The following is a 24176-nucleotide window of genomic DNA, read 5'->3' as shown; positions in this document are numbered from 1 at the left end:
TGCCGAGCGGTGCCCCATACGTGTCCCGCACGCGGTAAATTTCCAGCCATGCCACGTGGACGCCACCGCCATTCCCCACCCCTGCACAAACTGCTGCCCCCCTCGGCGGTCGCGGGCGTCTCGCTCGTGTGCGCCGTCGGCGCCTGGTTCGTGGCGGAGCCGGTGGTACTCCGCGTCCTCGTCGCCGCCACGGCGGCTTCCGCCGTCACCGGGGCGGCGCTGATGCGCGGTTGGGACCGTACGGCCGGCCGCAGGGTCGCCGAACTGACCCGGGCACGTGAGGCCGACGTCTGGAAGGCGGAGGAGCGTGTCGCCGACGTCGAGGGAGACCTCGACGAGTCGCGCGCGCTGCGCAGTAGGCTGGAGGAGAAGCTGCGCTCCAAGCGCGTGGAACTGGCCGCTCTGCGCAACGAGCACGCCGCGCTGCTGCGCCGGTACGCGACCGCCGAGACCGAGCGGGCCACGGCGCTGGAACGCCGCCGGCAGCTCGCGCTGGAGGCGGCGAGGAAAGCGCCTCGCGAACTGCCCGCGGCGGGCTCCACGCCGACCCCGGCCGCGTACATGCGGGCGGCGGCGGCACTGCAGAACCTGGGGCGGAACGGGGCCGCGCAGACCGCGGCTTCGGCCGCCGAACTGCGGGAACACACCCGTCCGGCCACGGCCGTCACCCCGTACGCACCGCGGAACCTCCCCGCCGTGCGCAAGCAGGGCGGCTTCGACTTCTTCGGCACGGCCGCGGCCGAGGCCGCGGGTGTGGGTGTGGACGCGGCGGCCACGGACACCGCGGCCTCCGCGCTGGAACCGGTCCGCGGGCCGGGACAGCACCGGCCCGCACCGCGGCAGCCCGACCAGCAACAGCCCGCCGTCCAGCAGCAGTCCGCGGAGCACGTCGCCGAGCAGCACACCGTCCAGCAGCACGCCGCCGTGCAGAACGAGGACCTGGCGGACGTCGTCGGCGAGGAGGCGCTGGCCGATCACCGGACGCTGCGTGCCGCCGACCGTGACGCGGTGGGTGAGGTCATCGACCTGACGGCGCACGACGAGACCGAGCAGCTGGACGTCGCGGACCTCCGCAGCGCGATCAGCTAGGCGGTCGCCGAGGCGCGATCAGCTGGGCGGCCGCCAAGATGCGACCAGTTGGGCAGCTGGGCGGTCGCCGAAGTACTACTTGTCGATGTCGCCGACGACGAAGAAGAGTGAGCCGAGGATCGCGACCATGTCCGCGACCAGCGTCCCCGGCAGCAGCTCCGTCAGCGCCTGGATGTTGTTGAACGACGCCGAGCGCAGTTTCAGCCGGTACGGCGTCTTCTCGCCCTTGGAGACCAGGTAGTAGCCGTTGATGCCGAGCGGGTTCTCGGTCCACGCGTAGGTGTGGCCCTCGGGGGCCTTGAGGACCTTCGGCAGCCGCTGGTTGATCGGGCCGGGCGCCAGGTCGGCCGTCCGGTCGAGGCAGGCGTCGGCGAGGTCCAGCGCGTTGTGCGTCTGTTCCAGGAGGCACTCGAAGCGCGCCAGGCAGTCGCCCTCCTGCCTGGTCACCACCTTGAGGGTGTCCTGGAGTTCCCCGTACGCGAGGTACGGCTCGTCGCGCCGCAGGTCGAAGTCGACACCGGAGGCGCGGGCGATCGGCCCGGAGACGCCGTACGCGTGGACGGCCTTCGCCGACAGCACGCCCACGTCGCGCGTACGGCCGCGGAAGATCTCGTTGCCGAGGACGAGGCCGTCGTAGACGTCCATGCGGGAGCGGACGGAGGCGACGGCGTCGCGCACCCGCCCCAGCCAGCCCGCCGGCACGTCCTCCTTGAGGCCGCCGACCCGGTTGAACATGTAGTGCATGCGCCCGCCTGACACCTCCTCCATCACCGCCTGGAGCTCCTCGCGCTCGCGGAACGCGTGGAAGACGGGGGTGATGCCGCCGAGCTCCAGGGGGTAGGAGCCGAGGAACATCAGGTGGTTGAGCACCCGGTTCAGCTCGGCGAGGAGCGTACGGGTCCACACGGCGCGCTCGGGGACCTCCATGCCGAGCATCCGCTCGACGGCCATGACGACACCGAGCTCGTTGGAGAACGCGGAGAGCCAGTCGTGGCGGTTGGCCAGCATGACGATCTGGCGGTAGTCACGTGCCTCGAAGAGCTTCTCGGCCCCGCGGTGCATGTAACCGATGACGGGCTCGGCGTGCTGGACGCGCTCACCGTCGAGGACGAGCTTCAGGCGCAGGACGCCGTGGGTCGAGGGATGCTGGGGGCCGATGTTGAGCACCATGTCGGTGGACTCGGCCGCGCCGCCGATGCCGACCGTCGTCGTCTGCGTCATGCGGGACAGTATCCCTCGCGGTCCCGAGCGGGCGGCCGGAGAGCCCCCGCCCTCGCCCCGCCCGCGCTCCTCGCGCCCGTGCTCCTCGCGCCCTCGCGCCCTCGCGCAGACCAGCGCCTGGATGCTGGATGTCAGAGGCCCGTGGTCCCCTGCAGCAGCCAGCCGAAGTCCCCCAGGCCGCCCCTTGCCGTGAGTTCTGCCGCCTCGCCCGCCGCGGACAGGGCGCGGACGTAGGCTGCCGGGTCCTTCGACGCCAGGGGCAGCGGTGGGCGTTCGCCGGTCACGCCGAGCCTGTGCAGCGCCTCTCGCTGAGTGAGCAGCTCGGTCCGGGGGGCCTCGGCCGCCGCCGCGCACGCGTCCAGTGCCACGTGTGCCGTCACGTCGCAGCTGCCGTCCGGCACCGCCCGCACCTCGCGGCCTGCCGCGAAACCGCTCAGGGTTGCGAACGGCGGCCGCGACCCCCGCTCGTGCGCGTAGTCCACCGCCACCGCGAGGCCCGCGTCGAGCGTCGAGACCGCCCGTGCCCACGCCTCGTCCCGAGGGCGGCCGATCTCCGCCCGGTGTCCGGCGGGCAGGCCCTCCAGCGGCCACCACCGCGCCAGCCACGCGGCGTCCGCGCCGCCCACCGGGGCGCCGAGCCGCTCCGCCCCGTCGGACGCCCGCACCTCCACGTACCGCGGCACCCCTTTCGCGTCCACCTCCGCGACGTCCACCGGAACGTTGTCCAGCCACTCGTTCGCGAAGACCAGTCCCGTGACGCCCGACGGCGGCTCGGCGCACCACTCGATGCGGTGGTCGAGCCCGTCCGGCCGGGCGGCCCGTTCCACCCCGTACGCCCGCACCTCGAAGCCCTCGGGGAGCGCGGCGAGCACCCCCGTCAGGAGCTCACCGCGCCCGGCCCCGATGTCGACCAGGTCGATCCCGCCGGAGCGTTCCGGGCCGCCCGGCGTGCCGTGCCCGACACCCGGTTCCCCGTACGTACGCAGCAGCAGCCGCGCCACCGCCCGCGCGAACAGCGCCGACACGTGCACGGACGTACGGAAATGGCCCGCCGGCCCCTCGGGACGCTGATAGAAACCGCCCGGCCCGTAGAGCGCGCGCTCCGTCGCCGTGCGCCACCCGCTCCACCCGGAAGCCGCCCCTTCGCGTGGCCTGCCGCGCCCCTCGGTTCCCTCGCCGTGCAGCTCGTCCCGGGGGTCCCTCTCGTCTCTCACGGCGCCAAGTCTCCACTGCGTCTCCACCTTGGGGAGTAGTGGCCCGTCCACCGGATCGCCCCTCCGGTTGACCCATTGACCTCTGGGGTTTCCCTACGCTGGACTCGTGCAGCGCCTCTACGACTTCATCCGCAGACACCCGACGAGCGTCGACAGCTTCTGGGCTGTGATGCTCCTCGGGATGTCCGCGGCGTCGGCGGCCGGCGCCTTCGACGGACACGGCGTCTCGGCGGGCATCTGCATCTTCGTGCTGTCCCTGGTGGTCGCGCTGCGCCGCCGCTTCCCCGAGTGGATGCTGCTGACCGCGATCGCGGTCGGGCTGGTCCAGGTCGCGCTGGACATCCAGCCGAACCTCGCGGACTTCGCGATGCTCGTCATCGTCTACACGGTGGCGGCCAACGGGGCCCGCTGGGCCTCCCGGCTGGCGCTCGGCGGCTCGCTGCTGGCCGCGACGATCTCGCAGCTCAGATGGCCGGTGGACAAGGCCCCGGGAGCCGCGGCCCCGATCGCGTACGCGGTGTTCCTGACCATCCCCTTCCTCCTCGCCTGGGTGCTCGGTGACTCGCTGCGCACCCGCCGCGCCTACTTCGCCCAGCTGGAGGAGCGGGCCACCCGGCTGGAGAAGGAGCGCGAGGCGCAGTCGAAGGTGGCGGTGGCGGCCGAGCGCGCCAGGATCGCCCGTGAGCTGCACGACGTCGTCGCGCACAACGTGTCCGTGATGGTGGTGCAGGCCGACGGCGCCGCGTACGTCATGGATGCCTCGCCCGACCAGGCCAAGCAGGCCCTGGAGACCATCTCGACGACCGGCAGGCAGGCGCTCGCCGAGATGCGCAGACTGCTCGGCGTACTGCGTACGGGAGAGCAGCAGGAGGCCGGCGAGTACGTGCCGCAGCCCGACGTGCAGCAGATCGAGGACCTGGTGGAACAGGTCCGCACGGCGGGCCTCACCGTCGACTTCAAGATCGAGGGCACCGCCCGCCCGCTGCCCAGCGGCGTCGAGCTCACCGCGTACCGCATCGTGCAGGAGGCCCTCACCAACACCCGCAAGCACGGCGGCCCCGAGGTGGGCGCGAGCGTGCGGCTGGTGTACTTCGACGACGGCCTCGGGCTGCTCGTGGAGGACGACGGCCGGGGCGCCGCCCACGAGATGTACGAGGACGGCGGCGCCGACGGCCAGGGGCACGGCCTCATCGGGATGCGCGAGCGGGTCGGTATGGTCGGCGGCACGCTGGACGCGGGACCGCGCCCGGGAGGTGGCTTCCGGATCAGCGCCCTGCTCCCGCTCAAGCCGGCCCACTGAACCTGCCCCCAACTGACCCCGGCGCCCCGCACCCGGCCCACTGAAACGCGGGCCCACCGGCCCCGGCCCACCGGCCCCGGCGCACCGAACCCGCCCTGCTGAACCCGCCCTGCTGAACCCGCCCTGCTGAACCCGCCCTGCTGAACCCGCTCTCCGGAAGGTCCCCCAATGCCGCCGATCCGCGTCATGCTCGTCGACGACCAGATGCTGCTGCGCACCGGCTTCCGGATGGTCCTGGCCGCCCAGCCGGACATGGAGGTCGTCGCCGAGGCGGGTGACGGACAGGAGGCGATCGACGTCCTGCGCACCACCGCGGTCGACGTCGTCCTGATGGACGTCCGCATGCCGAGGCTGGACGGGGTGGAGGCGACCCGGCGGATCTGCGCACAGCAGGACCCGCCGCGGGTGCTCATCCTGACCACCTTCGACCTCGACGAGTACGCCTTCTCCGGGCTCAAGGCGGGCGCCAGCGGTTTCATGCTGAAGGACGTGCCGCCGACCGACCTGCTGGACGCGATCCGCTCGGTGCACAGCGGGGACGCGGTCGTCGCCCCCTCGACCACCCGCCGGCTGCTGGACCGCTTCTCGCCGATGCTGCCGAGCAGCAGCAAGGAGCCGCGGCACAAGGAGGTCGAGAAGCTCACCGAGCGCGAGCGCGAGGTCATGCTGCTCGTCGCGCAGGGCCTGTCGAACGGTGAGATCGCGGCCCGTCTGGTCCTCTCCGAGGCCACGGTGAAGACGCACGTCGGCCGCATCCTGACCAAGCTCGGTCTGCGCGACCGGGTGCAGGTGGTCGTCCTCGCGTACGAGTCGGGCCTGGTACGGGCCGGGGGCTCGCCCGGAAACCTGTAGCGCGGGCAGCGGGCGGCGGGCAGTGGTCGGCGGGCAGCGGGCACCAGGGGCAACCCGTGGCGCGGGCGGCCCCGCTAGCGCAGCACCCCCTCCAGGAAGTCGCTGCCCAGTCGTGCCACCACCGTCGTGTCCAGCTGGTGCAGCACATAACGGCCGCGGCGGCGCGTGGAGATCAGGCCGGCCTTCTTCAGCACGCCCAGGTGCCGGGACACCTCGGGCGCGGTGATGGCGAGGGTGTCCGCCAGCTCACCCGTCGTGTACGGCGTACGGGCCAGGAACCGGCACAGTCGCATCCGCATCGGGTGCGCCAGCGCCTCCAGCCGCAGTTGCAGCAGCTGCACCGAGGCCGGCGAGGGCAACTCCGGCGCACCCACCGGGTAGTGGATCACCGGGCGCCAGCCGGGGGCGTGCAACACCAGCAGGTGCGGCCAGCCGAAGGTGGACGGCACGGCGGTCAGGCCGGCGCCCACCGCCGGGTCCGTCGCGGTGGTCTGGCCCTCGGCGAGCTTGTCCGCCCGTATCCGGCGGTTGTCCTCGTCCACGGTGAGGGAGGGCGAGACGGCGTGCAACGCCTCGGCGAGCCCCCGGCGTTGCAGCAGGTCGTGCTTGTGGCGGGCGTCGGAGGCGAGCTGGACCCTGACCCGGTTCCAGGTGTCCGCGAAGAACGCCTCGTCGCAGTCCTCGAACAACCGGCGCAGCCAGAGCCTGACCGAACCCGGGTCGGTCAGCAGCCGGTGGGTGAAGTCCATCTGCTTGGGGCCGCGGGCCGCCGCCAGCTCCAGTGCGCGGGCCCGCAGCGAGGCGTCGACCAGCGGCGAGGGGCTGCCCTCGGAGTACATGCTGGAGCAGGTGAACTCCAGTGCGGCCGACACGAACTCCTCGTCGTCCAGCCGGTCCAGCAGGTCCAGGTCCTCGCCGAGCGTCGCACCGGGCCTGCCGGGCCCGTTCCTGACCCCGGCGAACGGCAGGAACACGTCGGAGAACGTCGTGCGCCACAGGAAGTCGGCCTCCGTCAGCCGGTCCGCGAGGTCCGGCTTGAGGCAGGAGGCGGTCGCGGTGGCCCAGCCGTGCAGCCCGGGATGGTGGCCGGGTTCGGACAGGGCGTGCAGCGCCATGCCCAGCTCACCCAGCGGCGAGATGGCGAACTCGATCCGCTCGGGCGGCAGGCCTGCGATGTCCACGGAGACACTCATGGCCTCATGGTGCCCCCTCGCACTGACAACCGGGCCGTCGATTGACGGGGCCCGTCAATCGACGGCGGTCCGATTGACGGGCCCCGTCAATCGGCTGGGCGGGGCGCCCGCACCGGCCGCAGCGTTCAGCACATGAACGCATCCCAGCAGCACATGTTCGACGTCTACCGCGCCGCCCAGCAGGGCGGCCCCACCCCGCCGGCCCCCGGCACGCACGACTGGCGGACCGTCCGCGAACTGCGCGACGCGGTCCGCGACGACCTCCGCTTCCGCGCGGCGGTGGCCGAGCAGCCGGCCCGTACCTTCCTGCGCGCCGCACTCACCCGCCTGGTGACCCGGCTGCGCCCGACCCGCACCTCCCAGGCGTCCCGTACCTCTCAGGCACCCCGTACCTCTCAGGGATCCCGTACCTCCCAGGCGCCCCGTACCTCCCCGGTGCCCCGCACATCCCGCGGGGGCGCCGCGACGGTGGGCCGCCGTTAGGGCAGTCGGCCGGTGAACTCGGCCACCGCGGCGTGCACTTCCCGCGCCGACCACTCAAGGCCCTCGGCCGCCACCGTCACCTCGGTGACCGAGAGGCCCGGGGCGTCTCCCGCGGACCACCGCCGGAACAGGCACACCCCCGTCTCCTCCGCCTGCCGTACCGCCGCCTCCGTCAGCACATCGGCGGCGTACGGCAGCCACACCTGGAACTGATGCGTGTGCGGGACCTCCGGATGCACCCGGAACCACGGGGTCCGCGCCGCCGCGAACCCGTCGCCCAGCGCCCGCGCCACCACGCGCGCGTGCGCCACGTACTCCGGCAGCCTGGGCAGCTCCCGCTCAAGTCCCAGCAGCGCGCTCAGCGCCGCCGGATACTGCTGGAAAAGCTGTCCCCCGTAGCGGTGGCGCCATGTCCTCGCCTCGTCGATCAGCGTGCGCGGTCCGGCCAGCGCCGCCCCCGACATCCCGCCCAGCGACTTGTAGTACGACACGTACACGCTGTCGGCGAGCCCCGCGATCTCCTCAAGAGGACGCCCGAGGTGCTCGGTGCACTCCCACAGCCGCGCCCCGTCGAAGTGCACGACCGCGTCCCGCTCCCGGGCCGCCGCCACGACCGCGGTCAGCTCGTCCCACGTCGGCAGTACGAAACCCGGCTCGCGCAGCGGCAGTTCCAGCATCAGCGTCCCGAAGGGCTCCTCGAAGCCGGACACCTCGTCGGCGGACGGCAGCCGGGGCTCGGAGGTCGGGTGCACGGTACGCAGCCCGCTCACTTCGTACAGGGCGCCCCGCTCGTGCTGTTCCGGGTGTGCACGGGGGTGCAGGGCGACCGTGCGGTTGCCGGTGCGGCCCGCCCAGCAGCGCAGGGCGACCTGCTGCGCCATGGTGCCGGAGGGGAAGAACGCGGCGTCCTCCATGCCGAGGGTGCGCGCGGTGCGCCGCTCCAGCTCCGCCACGACGCCGTCGCCGTAGACGTCGGTCCCGTCCGCCAGGTCGTAGACGGTGCCCGCGTCCGCGGCGAGGGCGGTCAGCCGGTCGCCGATCCGGTGCTCGGTGGCGTTCCTGGCGAGCGTCCTCGTGGCGCCGCGCCAGGCGGCGAGCCTGCGGTCGGTGGGGTCCTCGTCCTCGCTGTGGTTGTCGGTCATCCGCCGATGATCGCGTACGGGGCGGGCGGCGCCGGAGTTTCCACAGGCTGTGGACGGTGTGCGCGGCGCAGCCGACCCGTCCCGCGCACTGCCCGCCGCCCGTGGCACGGCTGCCCCCGTCCGCCGTCCCGGGAAGCCCCGGAAACGCTGGCGTAGCATGACGGGCAGTCGTCCGGTACCCCCTGCGGACTGGAACGGAAGGCCGTTTCCGCGTGAACTCATCCCAGCTCCCCGACCCCACCGACCGCCCGGCCCGCCTCACCGTGGGCGTGGTCGGAGCCGGCCGCGTCGGTGCCACCCTGGCGGCGGCGCTGCGCCAGGCCGGACACCGGCCGGTCGCCGCCTCCGGTGTCTCCGACGCCTCCGTGCGCCGGGCCGCCGCCCTGCTGCCCGACGTCCCGCTGGTCACCCCGGCCGAGGTGCTGGCCCGTGCCGACCTCGTACTGCTCACCGTCCCCGACGACGCCCTGCCGGAACTCGTCGACGGCCTCGCCGGGACCGGCGCGATCCGCCCGGGACAGCTCCTCGTGCACACCTCGGGGCGGTACGGGACGGGCGTCCTGGCCCCCGCGCTGCGTGCCGGGGCGCTCCCGCTGGCCCTCCACCCGGTGATGACGTTCACCGGCACATCGGTGGACGTCCAGCGCCTCGCCGGCTGCTCCTTCGGGATCACCGCGCCCGAGGAGCTGCGGCTGGCCGCGGAGGCACTCGTCATCGAGATGGGCGGCGAACCCGAGTGGATCGCGGAGGAGGCCCGTCCGCTCTACCACGCGGCCCTCGCCCTCGGCGCGAACCACCTGGTCACCCTCGTGGCGCAGTCGATGGAACTGCTGCGCACCGCGGGCGTCGAGGCCCCCGACCGGATGCTCGGCCCGCTCCTGGGGGCGGCCCTCGACAACGCCCTGCGCTCCGGCGACGGCGCCCTGACAGGACCCGTCGCACGAGGTGACGCGGGCACGGTCGCCGCCCATGTCTCGGAGCTGCGCGAGCACGCCCCGCAGACGGTGGCCGGCTACCTCGCCATGGCCCGCGCCACCGCGGACCGCGCACTCGCACACGGCCTGCTCAAGCCCGAACTCGCCGAGGACCTGCTGGGCGTTCTGGCGGAGGGGGACCTGCGATGAGCGTGCGACTGCTGAGCACTGCCGCCGAGCTCGCCGCGTACCCGCGTGCGGGACGGCTCGGTGTGGTCATGACGATGGGCGCGCTGCACGACGGGCACGCCACCCTGGTCCGTGCCGCGCGCGAGCGGGTGGGAGCGGCCGGCACGGTGCTCGTCACCGTCTTCGTCAACCCCCTCCAGTTCGGGGCGAACGAGGACCTCGACCGCTATCCCCGCACGCTCCGGGAGGACCTGCGCGTCGCCGAGGAGGCCGGGGCGGACGCCGTGTTCGCGCCCGCCGTCGACGAGGTCTACCCCGGGGGCTCCGTACAGGTCCGCCTCTCCGCTGGCCCGATGGGCGAGGTGCTCGAAGGCGCCACCCGGCCGGGCCACTTCGACGGCATGCTCACCGTCGTCGCCAAGCTCCTGCACCTCACCGCGCCCGACCTCGCCCTCTACGGCCAGAAGGACGCGCAGCAACTGGCGCTGATCCGGCGGATGGTGCTGGACCTCAACTTCCCCGTGGAGATCGTCGGCGTCCCGACCGTCCGGGAGGACGACGGGCTGGCCCTCTCCAGCCGCAACCGCTTCCTTACGCCCGAGGAGCGCCGCAGCGCCCTCGCGCTGTCCGCCGCCCTGTTCGCGGGCGCCGCCGAGACGTCCCCCGCGGCGGTGCGCGGCGCAGCGCACCACCTCCTCAAGGAGGCGTCCGGAGTCGACCTCGACTACCTGGCGCTCGTCGACCCCGCCGACTTCACCGAGGTCCCCGAGGACCACCGGGGGGACGCGGTCCTCGCGGTGGCCGCCCGGGTCGGCACGACCCGGCTCATCGACAACCTGCCGCTGGTCCTCGGCGACGTACCGCGGCCCCAGCACACCCCAGGAGCAGCCCCGTGACCGGCATACGCCTGACCGCCCCCGCGCCCGGCTGGGCGATCGACGCCGACGTGGTGGTGGTCGGCTCCGGCGTCGCCGGCCTCACCACGGCCCTGCGGTGCACCGCCGCGGGACTGCGCACGGTCGTCGTCACCAAGGCGCGGCTCGACGACGGGTCCACCCGCTGGGCGCAGGGCGGCATCGCCGCGGCGCTCGGCGAGGGCGACACCCCCGAGCAGCACCTCGACGACACCCTCGTGGCGGGCGCGGGCCTGTGCGACGAGGCGGCCGTACGCACCCTGGTCACCGAAGGCCCGGACGCCGTACGGCGGTTGATCGCCACCGGCGCCCACTTCGACACCGACCCCGACAGCGGCGCCATCGAGCTCACCCGCGAGGGCGGCCACCACCGCCGTCGCATCGCGCACGCGGGCGGTGACGCGACCGGCGCCGAGATCTCCCGCGCCCTCGTCGAGGCGGTCCGTGAGAGGGCCGTCCGTACGGTCGAGAACGCACTCGTCCTCGACCTGCTCGTCGACGCGCGAGGACACACGGCGGGCGTCACCCTGCACGTCATGGGCGAGGGCCAGCACGACGGTGTCGGCGCGGTCAACGCCCCCGCCGTCGTCCTCGCGACCGGCGGCATGGGCCAGGTCTTCGCCGCCACCACCAACCCGGCCGTCTCCACGGGCGACGGCGTCGCCCTCGCCCTGCGCGCGGGCGCGGAGGTGTCGGACCTGGAATTCGTCCAGTTCCACCCGACGGTGCTGTTCCTGGGCGAGGGCTCGGAGGGCCAGCAGCCGCTGGTCTCCGAAGCGGTACGGGGCGAGGGAGCGCACCTCGTCGACGGCGACGGTGTGCGCTTCATGCTCGGGCAGCACGAACTCGCCGAACTGGCGCCCCGCGACATCGTCGCCAAGGCGATCATGCGCAGGATGCGGGAGCAGGGCGCCACCCACATGTACCTGGACGCCCGGCACTTCGGCGCGACGATGTGGGAGAACCGCTTCCCGACCATCCTGGCGGCCTGCCGCAGCCACGGCATCGACCCGGTGAGCGAGCCGATCCCGGTGGCGCCCGCCGCGCACTACGCCTCGGGCGGTGTGCGCACCGACCTGCACGGGCGCACCACGGTCCCCGGCCTCTACGCGTGCGGCGAGGTCGCCTGCACGGGCGTGCACGGCGCGAACCGGCTCGCCTCCAACTCCCTCCTGGAGGGGCTCGTCTTCGCCGAACGCATCGCGGACGACATCACCGCCGCCGCCGATGTGGACGACGACGCCGTCGCCGATGACCGACCCGCGCCCGCTGCCCCCACCGCCCCCGGTACGGTCCTCCCGCTCGTCGCCCCGGACGCCCGCCCGGGCATCCAGCGCACGATGTCGCTGGGCGCCGGGGTCCTGCGCTCGGCCGACAGCCTCGACGTCGCCGCGCGGGCCCTGGCGGCCGTGCAGCGCGAAGCCGCCGACCCCGCGCCGGGTTCCGGCAAGCCCGCCGTGCCCGGCGTCGACGCCTGGGAGACCACGAACCTCCTCTGCGTCGCCCGGGTGCTGGTCGCCGCCGCCCGGCAGCGCGAGGAGACCCGCGGCTGCCACTGGCGCGAGGACCGCCCCGACCGCGACGACGCCCACTGGCAGCGTCACCTCGTCGTCACGCTGGCCCCGGACCGCACCCTGGAGGTGCGCCGCACCGCGACGGCCGCGTTCCCGCCCGTACAAGCACCCCCGAAGAAGGAGCAGCACCAGTGAGCACCCCCGAGAACCCCCAGCTCCTCCCGCAGGCGGGCGGCTGCGGCGACGCCTGCGGCTGCTCGGGCGGCGCGGCACCCCAGGAGGACGGCAGCTACGACCTCTCCGACTGCGGCCTGGACCCCGACCTCGCCCAACTCCTCCTGGACTGCGGCCTCGACCCGATCGAGGTCGAGGACGTCGCCAACGTCGCTCTCGCCGAGGACCTCGCCCACGGGGTCGACGTGACGACGGTGGCGACCGTCCCCGAGGAGGCCGTCGCCACCGGCGACTTCACCGCCCGCGAGGCCGGTACGGTCGCGGGCCTGCGGGTCGCCGAGACGGTCCTGTCCATCGTCTGCACCGAGGAGTTCGAGGTCGAGCGGCACGTCGAGGACGGCGACCGCGTCGAGGCCGGCCAGAAGCTCCTCACCGTCACCACCCGCACCCGCGACCTCCTCACCGGCGAGCGCAGCGCGCTGAACCTGCTGTGCCGCCTCTCCGGCATCGCCACCGCCACGCGCGCGTGGGCGGACGCGCTGGAGGGCACGCGGGCCAAGGTCCGCGACACCCGCAAGACCACTCCCGGGCTGCGTTCGCTGGAGAAGTTCGCGGTCCGCTGCGGCGGTGGCGTCAACCACCGGATGTCGCTCTCCGACGCGGCCCTGGTCAAGGACAACCACGTGGTCGCCGCCGGGGGAGTGGCCCAAGCCTTCAAGCTCGTACGGGATGCCTTCCCCGAGGTCCCGATCGAGGTCGAGGTCGACACGCTCGCCCAGGTCACCGAGGTCCTGTCGGCGGGCGCCGACCTGATCCTCCTCGACAACTTCACCCCCGAGCAGACCGCGGAGGCGGTCGCCCTGGTCGCCGGGCGCGCCGCCCTTGAGTCCTCCGGCAGGCTCACCCTCGCCACCGCCCGCGCGTACGCCGGCACGGGCGTCGACTATCTCGCCGTCGGGGCCCTGACGCACTCGTCCCCGATCCTCGACATCGGCCTGGACCTGCGCGAGGCCGACACCGCAGCCGAGGTCCGCGCCTGATGCTGCTCACCATCGACGTCGGCAACACGCACACCGTCCTCGGCCTGTTCGACGGCGAGGAGATCGTCGAGCACTGGCGGATCTCCACCGACGCCCGCCGCACCGCCGACGAACTCGCCGTCCTGCTGCAGGGCTTGATGGGCATGCACCCCATGCTCGGCAACGAGCTCGGCGACGGCATCGAGGGCATCGCGATCTGCGCCACCGTTCCCTCCGTGCTGCACGAGCTGCGCGAGGTCACCCGCCGCTACTACGGCGACGTGCCCGCCGTCCTGGTCGAGCCCGGCATCAAGACCGGCGTGCCGATCCTCGTCGACAACCCCAAGGAGGTCGGCGCGGACCGCATCATCAACTCCGTCGCGGCCGTCGAGCTGTACGGCGGCCCCGCGGTCGTCGTCGACTTCGGCACGGCGACCACCTTCGACGCGGTCACGGCCCGCGGCGAGTACGCGGGCGGCGTCATCGCCCCCGGCATCGAGATCTCCGTCGACGCCCTCGGCGTCAAGGGCGCCCAGCTCCGCAAGATCGAGCTGGCCCGCCCGCGCAGCGTCATCGGCAAGAACACCGTCGAGGCCATGCAGTCGGGCATCGTGTACGGCTTCGCGGGCCAGGTCGACGGAGTCGTCGCCCGGATGGTGCGCGAACTCTCCCCCGACGACCCGGACGACGTCACCGTCATCGCGACGGGCGGCCTCGCCCCGATCATCCTGGGCGAGTCCTCGGTCATCGACGAGCACGAACCCTGGCTGACCCTGATCGGTCTGCGCCTGGTGTACGAGCGCAACATCGCCCGAATGTGACGGCGGACGGAATACGGAATTCGGCGGCGAGTGCCCGGTCACCCTTCCCGGCACCGCCCCGCAACGCGGAAACTCGCCACCTTTTCGGTAATAAACGAAAATTGTCCGCTTAGCACTTAAAGTCACCACATGCCCACGCCATACGGTTCCCGCGGCGGCATGGCGTTCAGCGCAGACGAACTGCGTGTGCTCCGACGCGCCCTCGCCCTCGCCCTGCACCCCGCCCCCCTCCCCGCCGACGAGGTACGGGAGTGCCTCCAGCTGGCCGGTTCGGTGGACGAAGCGATCCGTGAGGCGGGACGGCTGCGCGCCTTCCTCCTCGCGGACCTCGCCCGCTACCGGACCGCGCTGCCCGGCTCCGCCACCGGCTACCTGGAACTCCTCCAGGACGCCCTCGCGGCCGGCTACCGCCCCCAGCCCGACGATCTCGCCTCGCTGCGCTCCCTGCGGCACCTCCCGCTCGCGGCGGCGCTGCTGGCCCGCTGCCAGGGGATCGCGGAGCGCTCGGTACGGGCCAGACTCGCCCGGTCCACCGCCGGCCCGTCCGGCGCCGCCGTGCCCGCCGCCCCCGCCCCACGCACCCGGCTGACGGCGCTCCCGGGCGGTCGCGCCGACATCAAACCGGCCCGCCCGGCCGTCCCCGGCAAGCCGGCCCCCGCGGACGACCCGGCCAAGGACCGTCCGGTACCCACCCCTGCCGAGGCGTTCCCGCCCCGCAAGCGGCCCGTGCCCCCAGGGGAACGGCGCGAGGCGAGCTAGCTACTCTGGAGCCATGGACTATGTCTCCGCGCTCGTGCCCCCGGTGGTGATGGCCGCCTTCTTCATCGGCCTCGTCGTGACGATCGTCAAGACGCAGGGCGGTTCCAACAAGACCAAGGAAGACGCCGCCGCCGACGCTGCCGAGGCCGCGCAGACCGGCGCAGCGGTGAAGCACTGAAGCACTGACGAGGAGGGGCCTGCGGCCCGGGATCGCACCGGGCCGCACGCCCCTCTTTCTCGTGCCCCCGCGCAAATAGCCAGGAATTTCCGGATATCTCCCACTAGGGTGGCGCTGTGCCACGCCGATTGGGAGAGCTGGAAGACGCCGTCATGACGCGCGTATGGCAGTGGAACCGTCCCGTCACCGTGCGGGAAGTCCTCGAAGATCTCCAGAAGGACCGGTCCATCGCCTACACCACCGTCATGACCGTAATGGACAATCTCCATCAGAAGGGCTGGGTGCGCAGGGAAGTAGACGGCCGGGCCTATCGATATACCTCGGTCTCCACGCGGGCCGCCTACTCGGCCGCACTGATGAACGAAGCCTGGTCGACCAGTGACAACCCCGCGGCGGCCCTTGTCGCGTTCTTCGGCATGATGTCGGCCGAGCAGCGCGAAGCGCTTCAGGACGCGATGCGCGTCGTGCAACTCCCCGGTGCGCCCGAGAGCGACGCCGGGAGATAGCGTCCGGTCATGGCCCCAGATCGTATTGCGTCGGCAAAAGCCATCACCGTCCGGCGGGCACGCACCAGTGATGTGCCATCCGTCCGCGCCCTTGTGGACGCCTACGCGCGCCAGAGCATCCTCCTCGACAAAGCGAACGTCACGCTTTACGAGGACATCCAGGAGTTCTGGGTCGCGGAACGCGACGACGACGCCGAGGTGATCGGCTGCGGCGCGCTGCACGTCATGTGGGAAGACCTCGCGGAAGTACGCACTCTCGCCGTCCACCCCGGCTTGAAGGGCGCCGGAGTCGGCCACCAGGTGCTGGACAAACTTCTGCGGACCGCCCGCTGGATCGGGGTGCGCCGGGTATTCTGCCTGACCTTCGAAGTCGAGTTCTTCGAGAAGCACGGCTTCGTGGAGATCGGCGAGGCCCCGGTCGACGGAGATGTCTACAGTGAGCTGCTGCGCTCCAATGACGAGGGCGTGGCCGAGTTCCTCGGTCTCGAACGGGTGAAGCCCAACACCTTGGGCAACAGCCGCATGCTTCTGCACCTCTGAACGGTCTCTGAAGCTCCCGGTGAAGCCCGTAACCCTATGTCCGAAACGCGTACGTTTCCCGTGTTCTCGGGGCACTGAACATCGGACAGGGGTTTGTGTTTTCCCAAGAAAAGCGGTTTCCTTTCCGCGTACTGCATTTTCGATGAAAGGAAATCCGGTGGCGCAGAAGGTTCAGGTCCTTCTTGTTGACGACCTCGACGGCGTCGAGGCGAACGAGACGGTGACGTTCGCTCTGGACGGCAAGACCTATGAGATCGACCTCACCACCGCGAACGCGGAGAAGCTCCGCGGGCTGCTCGACCCGTACACCAAGAACGGCCGCCGCACGGGTGGCCGCGCCGCGGGCCGTGGCAAGGCGCGCGCTGTTTCCGGTGGCAGCCAGAACACGGCCGAGATCCGCAAGTGGGCCAAGGACAACGACTACGACGTGAACGACCGCGGCCGTGTCCCGGGCCACGTGCGCGAGGCCTACGAGAAGGCGAACGGCTGAGTCCGCCCTTCTTTTGGCGGTCCCGTATTCACGTTGGTCTTCACGTCGGTCAAACGGGCCCGGTGGCATTCTGTCGCCGCCGCGGCCACAAGGCGCACGAGATCGGGGGCGGCCCCGCGGCCCCCGATGCCGGCGAATACCGGAAGCGTCTGTTCCCACTGGCGCCCCGGTAGTGGGGGCCGCAGCCACCTGGCGGTCCCGACCACGGCGGAAGGCGCCGTTCCGGGCGGGGCGGGGGCGGCGGTCAGTCCGCCCGTGCCGATCGCCCGCAGATCCAGCGGCACGGCGCCCCACTCCAGCCACTCCAGGAGCGCGGGCACCTCGTCGGCGCTGCCCGCGGCGACGAACAGCCGCATCCGCCCGCCGAGCAGTGCCACCGGCCCCGTGGGCCCGGCCCTGCGCAGTACGGCGTGGCCCGCGTCGGCCGGCAGCTCCAGTACGTCGAACCGCAGCCCGGTGCGCAGCAGAACCGGTTCTCCGGGTGGGCTGACCGTCGCCCAGCCGAGCTCGTCCTCGTACCACTGGGCGATGCCGCCCTCGGGCAGTGCCAGCCGGGCGTGCGGAACGGTGGGGGCCATGCCCGGAGCAACTCCCGAAACGAGCGGTGGTTACGCTGTGTCTGTTGACGGATGCGCTCCGTGGGCGAAATGGGGGCGTACGGGCGCGCCCGGCGGCGCAAGGATGTTCGCCCGTAGCTGAGGGAACCGGCGTGCGCCGCATGGAGTGTCACTGCTTGCGGGTAAGACAGTCCTAGTGGGAAGGGGCGACACGCGTGCGAAGCGGTCTCACGTTCGCCATCGGCGTAGTGGCGATAGGGGTAACTGCTTGGCCTGCGGGAACATCGTCTCGCACCATCGAGTTGAAGTAGTTGTCGGCTGTTCAGGCCGGGAGGCAAGAACGGGTGTCGGCAGTTGGAATGAGCTGTCCCGCCCCGCGGGACTAGCATGCGGAAGGACAGGGAGGGGACCGACCCCTTAACTGCCCGACCGCTCTGAGGAGCGAATAACGATGTTCGAGAGGTTCACCGACCGCGCGCGGCGGGTTGTCGTCCTGGCTCAGGAAGAAGCCCGGATGCTCAACCACAACTACATCGGCACCGAGCACATCCTCCTGGGTCTGATCCACGAGGGTGAAGGTGTCGCCGCTAAGGCCCTGGAGAGCCTCGGCATTTCGCTTGAGGCGGTTCGCCAGCAGGTCGAGGAGATCATCGGTCAGGGGCAGCAGGCTCCGTCCGGTCACATTCCCTTCACCCCGCGTGCGAAGAAGGTCCTGGAGCTGTCGCTCCGCGAGGCCCTCCAGCTCGGCCACAACTACATCGGCACCGAGCACATCCTGCTCGGCCTGATTCGCGAGGGCGAGGGCGTCGCCGCCCAGGTCCTGGTGAAGCTGGGCGCCGATCTCAACCGGGTGCGGCAGCAGGTCATCCAGCTGCTCTCCGGCTACCAGGGCAAGGAGACCGCCGCAGCCGGCGGACCTGCCGAGGGCACGCCCTCGACGTCCCTGGTGCTCGACCAGTTCGGCCGGAACCTCACCCAGGCCGCTCGTGAATCCAAGCTCGACCCGGTCATCGGGCGCGAGAAGGAGATCGAGCGGGTCATGCAGGTGCTGTCCCGCCGGACCAAGAACAACCCGGTCCTCATCGGCGAGCCCGGCGTCGGCAAGACCGCCGTCGTCGAGGGACTGGCGCAGGCCATCGTCAAGGGCGAGGTGCCCGAGACCCTCAAGGACAAGCACCTCTACACCCTGGACCTGGGTGCGCTCGTCGCCGGTTCCCGCTACCGCGGTGACTTCGAGGAGCGGCTGAAGAAGGTCCTCAAGGAGATCCGCACCCGCGGCGACATCATCCTGTTCATCGACGAGCTGCACACGCTCGTCGGCGCGGGTGCCGCAGAGGGCGCGATCGACGCGGCTTCGATCCTGAAGCCGATGCTGGCCCGCGGTGAGCTCCAGACCATCGGTGCCACCACGCTCGACGAGTACCGCAAGCACCTGGAGAAGGACGCGGCCCTTGAGCGCCGCTTCCAGCCGATCCAGGTGGCGGAGCCCTCGCTCCCGCACACCATCGAGATTCTTAAGGGTCTGCGCGACCGGTACGAGGCCCACCACCGCGTCTCCATCACGGACGAGGCCCTCGTCCAGGCGGCGACGCTGGCGGACCGGTACATCTCGGACCGCTTCCTCCCGGACAAGGCGATCGACCTGATCGACGAGGCGGGGTCGCGCATGCGCATCCGCCGGATGACCGCGCCGCCGGACCTCCGCGAGTTCGACGAGAAGATCGCCAATGTCCGCAGGGACAAGGAGTCGGCGATCGACTCGCAGGACTTCGAGAAGGCCGCCTCCCTGCGCGACAAGGAGAAGCAGCTCCTCGCCGCGAAGGCCAAGCGGGAGAAGGAGTGGAAGGCCGGCGACATGGACGTCGTCGCCGAGGTCGACGGCGAGCTCATCGCCGAGGTCCTGGCGACCGCGACCGGCATCCCGGTCTTCAAGCTGACCGAGGAGGAGTCGAGCCGCCTGCTGCGCATGGAGGACGAACTCCACAAGCGCGTCATCGGTCAGAAGGACGCCATCAAGGCCCTCTCGCAGGCCATCCGCCGTACGCGGGCCGGCCTGAAGGACCCGAAGCGTCCCGGTGGCTCGTTCATCTTCGCCGGTCCCTCCGGTGTCGGTAAGACCGAGCTGTCCAAGACGCTCGCCGAGTTCCTCTTCGGCGACGAGGACGCACTGATCTCCCTCGACATGTCGGAGTTCAGCGAGAAGCACACCGTCTCGCGGCTCTTCGGCTCGCCCCCCGGCTACGTGGGGTACGAAGAGGGCGGCCAGCTGACGGAGAAGGTGCGGCGCAAGCCGTTCTCCGTCGTCCTCTTCGACGAGGTCGAGAAGGCCCACCCGGACATCTTCAACTCCCTGCTGCAGATCCTGGAGGACGGTCGCCTGACCGACTCCCAGGGCCGCGTCGTGGACTTCAAGAACACGGTCATCATCATGACGACCAACCTGGGTACGAGGGACATCTCGAAGGGCTTCAACCTGGGCTTCGCCGCCCAGGGCGACGTCAAGACGAACTACGAGCGGATGAAGGTCAAGGTCAACGAGGAGCTCAAGCAGCACTTCAGGCCCGAGTTCCTCAACCGTGTCGACGACACGGTGGTCTTCCACCAGCTGACCGAGGAAGACATCATCCAGATCGTCGACCTCATGATCCACAAGGTGGACGAGCGGCTCAAGGACCGCGACATGGGCATCGAGCTGAGCCCGGACGCCAAGTCGCTCCTCGCCAAGAAGGGCTACGACCCCGTGATGGGCGCCCGGCCGCTGCGCCGGACGATCCAGCGCTCGATCGAGGACATCCTCTCCGAGAAGATCCTCTTCGGTGAGCTGCGCCCCGGTCACATCGTGGTCGTCGGCACCGAGGGTGAGGGTGACGCCAAGGAGTTCACCTTCCGCGGCGAGGAGAAGGCGGCCCTGCCGGACGCCCCTCCCGTCGAGTCCGCGGCCGGTGGCAACGGGCCGAACATGACGAAGGACGCGTGACGCTTGGCGGCTGCGCCGAGGTGAGCGTGTGAAAGGGGCCCCGGGAACCAATTGGTTCCCGGGGCCCCTTGTCCGTTGCCGGGGGCGGAGGCCGGTTGCCGTGAGCGTGTGAGTACGGCGCTCGTACGGCCCGTGGGTGCCCCCGGCCGATGGCGAACCGCCCTGTCTAGTCCACCTCGCCGGAGCCGCTCAGATCCGCCGGGGCGTCGTTCCCCACGTCCACCGAGGCGCCCGTCGAGCGCACCCTCGGCTTCAGCGTCAGCGACACCTTGTGCGTACGCCCCGTGGTGCGCGCGGCGTCGGCCCCCGCCTCCACCACCCATGCCTTGACCTTCGCCCCGCCCTTGACCTCCTTGCGGAGCTCCACCGTGAACTCCATCTGGATGTCGCCGACGGCGAAGGTGATCTCCATGCCCGCCGAGCGTGCCGCGGCCCGCATCAGCTGGTTGCGGACCGACTCGACCGCGTCGGCAAGCTCGATGCCGTCGAATTCGTGCGAGGAGCTGGCCATGACGGACCCCCTGGGCAGAGTGACTGTGCGGAGCGACGTGAACTGCTCTCCCCTAGAACGGCGTTTGCAGGGCTTCCGGTTCCCGTCCGGGCGGGGTGATGTGCGGCGGGGAACGTGGCCGGCCGACCCCGCCGAAGAGCCCGTCGGAGAGTGCGGGAGCGGTCTGCCCGTGACAAGGCGCACAGGGGTTTCCCGGCCTACTAGCAGGAATAGTCGTGCGCCGCGGACCTTCGGCGGGACTTTGGGGGAGGGCCGCGCGGGGACCTTCGGCCCCGTCCTCGGGATCGGCCGGAACAGCCGTACATGTCGGAAACGGGACGTTCTGGTTAGGCGCTAAACCCGATTCCGCGAAGATCTTCTGGAGGTCGGCGGGCGCTCCCGAACGACGTCAAGGGACGGAATTCCACCGCTTCCGCTACGGCATTAGGTAGTAGATGGGTGGTTTTGGGTACCCGTGCCCCGCGGGTTACCAATGTGGAGCAAGCCCGGCGGACCTGCCGGGCGCATCCACTTCCGGAGGTACTGACCGTATGACGAAGCGCGCCAATTCCCGCCGAATCCGCAACGCCGTCGTAGCCACCACCGTCGGTGCGGCGTGCGTGGCCGGAGCCGGGGCGGGCGCCTTCGCTGCGGAGCCCGCGAAGGCCGCCGTGCCGTCGAAGGCCGCGGCGGAGATCCCTGCGAAGGCTGTTGCGAAGAAGAAGGCCAAGTCCTGGTCCAAGCCCGTCAAGCGCTACGCGCTCTCCGCCACGTACGGCAAGGGCGGCGGCATGTGGGCCCACAAGCACTCCGGCCAGGACTTCGCCGTGCCGATCGGCACCCAGGTCACGGCCGCCGCGGCCGGCACCGTCGTCAAGGCGGGCCCGAACGGCGCCGGTGACGGTCCCGCGTACGGCAACGCGATCGTCGTGCGGCACGCCAACCACACGTACTCCCAGTACGCCCACCTCTCGAAGGTCCAGGCGCACGTCGGCCAGAAGGTCGCGGCCGGCCAGAAGATCGCCCTGTCCGGCAACACCGGAAACTCCTCCGGCCCGCACCTGCACTTCGAGATCCGCACCAGCCCCAACTACGGCTCCGCGGTCAACCCGGTCGCCTTCCTGCGCTCGGTGGGCGTGACCGTCTGACCCTGGTCGCGGTAACCCCGTGACGCGATCCGTCAGGCCGAGCCGGTCGACGAGATCAGCTCGATGGCGACTTCGAGGACAGCCTTCTGCTTGTCCTCGAAGTCGCCTTCGACGTCTTTGAGCGCGAACATCCCCGCGTGCATCGTGAACAGCGCGCTCATGCACCTGACCTGGTCGAGCAGCGGGCCGTCCGGCTCCTTCATCAGGCTCATCATGCTCATCATCCGGCTCTTGAAGCTGTCGCCGATGCTCAGTTCACGCACGGCCGCCTGGTTCTCCTGCATGAACCGGAAGAGCGGGCCCGCGTGGTTCAGCGTCGCGCTGTAGCGGGTCAGCAGTTCCTTCTTGGTCTCCAGCGTGCGCGGCCTGCCCTGCCCCCACTCGATCAGCTCGTCCATCGGACGGGTCAGGTCCTGGAAGAGGCTGATCAGGATGTCTTCCTTGGTCTTGAAGTGGTAGTACAGCGCGGCCTTGGTGACATCGAGCTTCTCGGCGATCTCCCGCAGGGAGGTCTTCTCGTATCCCTGCTCCGCGAACAGCGCCAGAGCCACGTCCTGGATGCGCTGACGCGTGTCACCGCGGCGCGGTCGACCGGTCCCACCCACACTGCTGCTCATTCGCGTACTCCCAAGGCTTGTTCAACTCGCCAGAACTTACTTGACGCCCGGCTAGTTAGGGGTCTAACTTCCTCAAGTGTAGCCAGCTTGCCGGGCGGCAAGTAAGTAGCAATGGGGAGCGGATATGAAGACCACGGGGCAAGCGGCGCCAGAGACGCCGACGACCGAGCAGACCGGGAAACAGCCGCGCAGTGTGCGCGTCGTCCTTCTCGCGCTCATGATCGCCATGTTGCTGGCGATGCTGGACAACATGATCATCGGCACCGCGATGCCGACCATCGTCGGTGAGCTCGGCGGGCTGGAGCACCTGTCGTGGGTGGTCACCGCCTACACGCTCGCCACCGCCGCCTCCACCCCCATCTGGGGAAAGCTCGGCGACCTCTACGGACGCAAGGGCATCTTCCTCACCTCCATAGTCATCTTCGTCCTCGGCTCCGTGCTCAGCGGGGTGGCCCAGGACATGAGCCAGCTGATCGGCTTCCGGGCCGTCCAGGGCCTGGGCGCGGGCGGTCTGATGGTCGGCGTCATGGCCATCATCGGCGACCTGATTCCGCCGCGTGAGCGCGGCAAGTACCAGGGCATGATGGCCGGCGTGATGGCGCTGGCCATGATCGGCGGCCCGCTGGTCGGCGGCGCGATCACCGACCACCTCGGCTGGCGCTGGTCCTTCTACATCAACGTGCCGCTCGGCGCGCTCGCCCTCGTCATGATCACCGTCGTGCTGCACCTCCCGAAGAAGGAGCGCGGCAAGCCGCGGATCGACTACCTCGGCACCGCGCTGCTGACCGTGGGCATCACCTCGATCGTGCTGCTCACCACCTGGGGCGGCAGCGAGTACGCCTGGGGCTCCGCGCAGATCCTGGGTCTCGGCGCCGTCGGCATCCTCTCGATCGCGGGCTTCCTGTACGTGGAGACCAAGGCCGCCGAACCGATCATTCCGCTGCACATCTTCCGCAACCGGAACTTCACCCTCATGTCGGTGATCGGCTTCATCGTCGGCTTCGTGATGTTCGGCGCGGTCCTCTACCTGCCGCTGTTCCAGCAGTCCGTGCAGGGCGCGTCGGCCACCAACTCCGGGCTGCTCCTGCTGCCCATGCTGATGTCCATGATGGTCGTCTCGCTGGTCGTCGGCCGGATCACCACCAGCACCGGCAAGTACAAGATGTTCCCGATCATGGGCGGCGCCCTGGTCACCGTCGGCCTGTTCCTCCTCTCCACGATGGACACGGACACCACCCGCCTCGTCTCCGGCGTCTACATGGCGGTCCTCGGCGCGGGCATGGGCTTCCTGATGCAGATCACGATGCTCGTCGCGCAGAACAGCGTCGAGCCGAAGGACATGGGCGTCGCGTCCTCGTCCACGACCCTCTTCCGTACGCTCGGCAGCTCGTTCGGCGTCTCGGTGATGGGCGCGCTGTTCACCGCCCGGGTGACCGACTCGATGGTCTCCCAGGGCGCCTCGTCCGGCGGGCTGCCGCAGGGCGCCGCGCTGGACGCGAACAGCCTGGAGAAGCTGCCGGCGGCGATGCGCGAGATGTACCAGGTCGCGGTGGCGTCCGGTACGCACGGGGCGTTCCTGCTGGGTGCGGGCATCGCGGTGATCGCGTTCGTGGCGGCGTTCTTCGTCAAGGAGGTCGTGCTCAAGGGCGCGGGCCCGCAGAAGACGGCCGAGCCCGACCAGACCAAGGACGCGGTCCCGGCCTCGGTGTGAGCGACACGGACGGACATGGGGGGCTCGCGGCACAGCGCCGCGGGCCCCCTTTCCGGTGCCGGGCCTTTGCCGTACCGGGCCTTTCCCGACCTGGCCTTTCCGCCGCTGGGCCTTCCCCGTGCCGGGCCTTCCCCGTGCCGGGCCTTCCCCGTGCCGGGCCCGGA

At 71.1% G+C, this 24176-nt stretch carries 24 protein-coding genes; 17 read left to right on the top strand and 7 right to left on the bottom strand.

Annotated elements, in window-relative coordinates:
- Positions 1-48: 48 nt before the first annotated feature.
- On the top strand, positions 49-1089 hold the full coding sequence (locus tag ACIQM4_RS09455) for a hypothetical protein (protein ID WP_401588389.1): 1041 nt from the start codon (positions 49-51) through the stop codon (positions 1087-1089).
- Positions 1090-1164: 75 nt separating this feature from the next.
- Here ACIQM4_RS09455 and ACIQM4_RS09450 read toward each other — a convergent pair whose 3' ends face one another.
- On the bottom strand, positions 1165-2310 hold the full coding sequence (locus ACIQM4_RS09450; protein ID WP_401588386.1) for an NADH-quinone oxidoreductase subunit D: 1146 nt from the start codon (positions 2308-2310) through the stop codon (positions 1165-1167).
- 131 nt (positions 2311-2441) lie between these two features.
- The gene (locus ACIQM4_RS09445; protein ID WP_401590070.1) at positions 2442-3494 is read right to left on the bottom strand and encodes an SAM-dependent methyltransferase; all 1053 of its coding nucleotides are present in this window, start codon (positions 3492-3494) and stop codon (positions 2442-2444) included.
- Positions 3495-3630: 136 nt separating this feature from the next.
- Here ACIQM4_RS09445 and ACIQM4_RS09440 point away from each other — a divergent pair, with 136 nt between their 5' ends.
- Entirely contained in the window at positions 3631-4824 is a 1194-nt protein-coding gene (locus tag ACIQM4_RS09440) for a sensor histidine kinase (protein WP_401588383.1), read from the top strand.
- Between the two features lie 168 nt (positions 4825-4992).
- On the top strand, positions 4993-5676 hold the full coding sequence (locus tag ACIQM4_RS09435; RefSeq protein ID WP_401588381.1) for a response regulator: 684 nt from the start codon (positions 4993-4995) through the stop codon (positions 5674-5676).
- 74 nt (positions 5677-5750) lie between these two features.
- On the opposite strand, the gene ACIQM4_RS09430 is transcribed toward ACIQM4_RS09435, so the two are convergent.
- Positions 5751-6869 carry a DUF5937 family protein gene (locus ACIQM4_RS09430; protein WP_401588378.1) on the bottom strand — a complete coding sequence of 373 codons (1119 nt, stop codon included), beginning with the start codon at positions 6867-6869 and terminating at the stop codon, positions 5751-5753.
- Positions 6870-7001: 132 nt separating this feature from the next.
- Here ACIQM4_RS09430 and ACIQM4_RS09425 point away from each other — a divergent pair, with 132 nt between their 5' ends.
- Positions 7002-7352 (top strand): hypothetical protein, encoded by a 351-nt coding sequence (locus ACIQM4_RS09425; protein WP_401588375.1) that lies wholly within the window; start codon positions 7002-7004, stop codon positions 7350-7352.
- On the opposite strand, the gene ACIQM4_RS09420 is transcribed toward ACIQM4_RS09425, so the two are convergent.
- Entirely contained in the window at positions 7349-8494 is a 1146-nt protein-coding gene (locus ACIQM4_RS09420; RefSeq protein WP_401588372.1) for a threonine aldolase family protein, read from the bottom strand. The two genes, ACIQM4_RS09425 and ACIQM4_RS09420, sit on opposite strands and share 4 nt — an antisense overlap.
- 212 nt (positions 8495-8706) lie before the next feature.
- Between ACIQM4_RS09420 and ACIQM4_RS09415 the strand changes: the two genes are divergently transcribed.
- The 10 genes from ACIQM4_RS09415 to ACIQM4_RS09370 all read left to right on the top strand — a co-directional run bounded on the left by ACIQM4_RS09415 (position 8707) and on the right by ACIQM4_RS09370 (position 16512).
- On the top strand, positions 8707-9618 hold the full coding sequence (locus tag ACIQM4_RS09415) for a Rossmann-like and DUF2520 domain-containing protein (protein WP_401588370.1): 912 nt from the start codon (positions 8707-8709) through the stop codon (positions 9616-9618).
- Entirely contained in the window at positions 9615-10493 is an 879-nt protein-coding gene (gene panC / locus ACIQM4_RS09410) for a pantoate--beta-alanine ligase (protein WP_401588367.1), read from the top strand. The genes ACIQM4_RS09415 and panC overlap by 4 nt, the downstream gene beginning before the upstream one ends.
- Positions 10490-12220 (top strand): L-aspartate oxidase, encoded by a 1731-nt coding sequence (locus tag ACIQM4_RS09405; RefSeq protein ID WP_401588364.1) that lies wholly within the window; start codon positions 10490-10492, stop codon positions 12218-12220. The genes panC and ACIQM4_RS09405 overlap by 4 nt, the downstream gene beginning before the upstream one ends.
- A complete protein-coding gene (gene nadC, locus ACIQM4_RS09400) occupies positions 12217-13239 on the top strand; it encodes a carboxylating nicotinate-nucleotide diphosphorylase (protein WP_401588362.1) in 1023 nt (340 codons plus the stop codon). The genes ACIQM4_RS09405 and nadC overlap by 4 nt, the downstream gene beginning before the upstream one ends.
- Positions 13239-14039, top strand: coding sequence for a type III pantothenate kinase (locus ACIQM4_RS09395; protein ID WP_401588360.1), 801 nt, complete (start codon positions 13239-13241; stop codon positions 14037-14039). The genes nadC and ACIQM4_RS09395 overlap by 1 nt, the downstream gene beginning before the upstream one ends.
- A 159-nt stretch (positions 14040-14198) precedes the next feature.
- Positions 14199-14798 (top strand): hypothetical protein, encoded by a 600-nt coding sequence (locus tag ACIQM4_RS09390; RefSeq protein ID WP_401590067.1) that lies wholly within the window; start codon positions 14199-14201, stop codon positions 14796-14798.
- 13 nt (positions 14799-14811) lie between these two features.
- Entirely contained in the window at positions 14812-14976 is a 165-nt protein-coding gene (locus ACIQM4_RS09385) for a hypothetical protein (protein ID WP_401588357.1), read from the top strand.
- A gap of 116 nt (positions 14977-15092) precedes the next feature.
- Positions 15093-15482, top strand: a complete 390-nt coding sequence (locus ACIQM4_RS09380; protein WP_401588354.1) for a BlaI/MecI/CopY family transcriptional regulator — start codon at positions 15093-15095, stop codon at positions 15480-15482.
- Between the two features lie 9 nt (positions 15483-15491).
- Positions 15492-16022 (top strand): amino-acid N-acetyltransferase, encoded by a 531-nt coding sequence (locus ACIQM4_RS09375; protein WP_401588352.1) that lies wholly within the window; start codon positions 15492-15494, stop codon positions 16020-16022.
- A 157-nt stretch (positions 16023-16179) separates the two neighbouring features.
- Positions 16180-16512, top strand: coding sequence for an Lsr2 family protein (locus tag ACIQM4_RS09370; protein WP_401588349.1), 333 nt, complete (start codon positions 16180-16182; stop codon positions 16510-16512).
- On the opposite strand, the gene ACIQM4_RS09365 is transcribed toward ACIQM4_RS09370, so the two are convergent.
- Positions 16491-17090, bottom strand: coding sequence for an SCO3374 family protein (locus ACIQM4_RS09365; protein ID WP_401588346.1), 600 nt, complete (start codon positions 17088-17090; stop codon positions 16491-16493). The two genes, ACIQM4_RS09370 and ACIQM4_RS09365, sit on opposite strands and share 22 nt — an antisense overlap.
- A gap of 430 nt (positions 17091-17520) precedes the next feature.
- Between ACIQM4_RS09365 and ACIQM4_RS09360 the strand changes: the two genes are divergently transcribed.
- A complete protein-coding gene (locus ACIQM4_RS09360) occupies positions 17521-20046 on the top strand; it encodes an ATP-dependent Clp protease ATP-binding subunit (protein ID WP_401588344.1) in 2526 nt (841 codons plus the stop codon).
- 166 nt (positions 20047-20212) lie between these two features.
- Here the strand turns inward: ACIQM4_RS09360 and ACIQM4_RS09355 are convergent, their stop codons facing one another.
- Positions 20213-20557 carry a trypco2 family protein gene (locus ACIQM4_RS09355; RefSeq protein ID WP_401588341.1) on the bottom strand — a complete coding sequence of 115 codons (345 nt, stop codon included), beginning with the start codon at positions 20555-20557 and terminating at the stop codon, positions 20213-20215.
- Between the two features lie 530 nt (positions 20558-21087).
- On the opposite strand from ACIQM4_RS09355, the gene ACIQM4_RS09350 reads away from it, so the two are divergent.
- Positions 21088-21684: a M23 family metallopeptidase gene (locus ACIQM4_RS09350; protein WP_401588339.1), complete on the top strand. Its 597-nt coding sequence runs from the start codon at positions 21088-21090 to the stop codon at positions 21682-21684.
- A 32-nt stretch (positions 21685-21716) separates the two neighbouring features.
- Here the strand turns inward: ACIQM4_RS09350 and ACIQM4_RS09345 are convergent, their stop codons facing one another.
- Positions 21717-22301 (bottom strand): TetR/AcrR family transcriptional regulator, encoded by a 585-nt coding sequence (locus ACIQM4_RS09345; protein ID WP_401588336.1) that lies wholly within the window; start codon positions 22299-22301, stop codon positions 21717-21719.
- A gap of 124 nt (positions 22302-22425) precedes the next feature.
- Between ACIQM4_RS09345 and ACIQM4_RS09340 the strand changes: the two genes are divergently transcribed.
- Entirely contained in the window at positions 22426-24012 is a 1587-nt protein-coding gene (locus ACIQM4_RS09340) for an MDR family MFS transporter (RefSeq protein WP_401588334.1), read from the top strand.
- The last annotated feature ends 164 nt before the right edge of the window (positions 24013-24176 follow it).

The organism is Streptomyces sp. NPDC091272, assembly GCF_044757485.1.
Lineage (GTDB): Bacteria > Actinomycetota > Actinomycetes > Streptomycetales > Streptomycetaceae > Streptomyces.
Note: the sequence above shows the minus strand (reverse complement) of the source record. Positions and strands in the feature narration are given on the sequence as shown.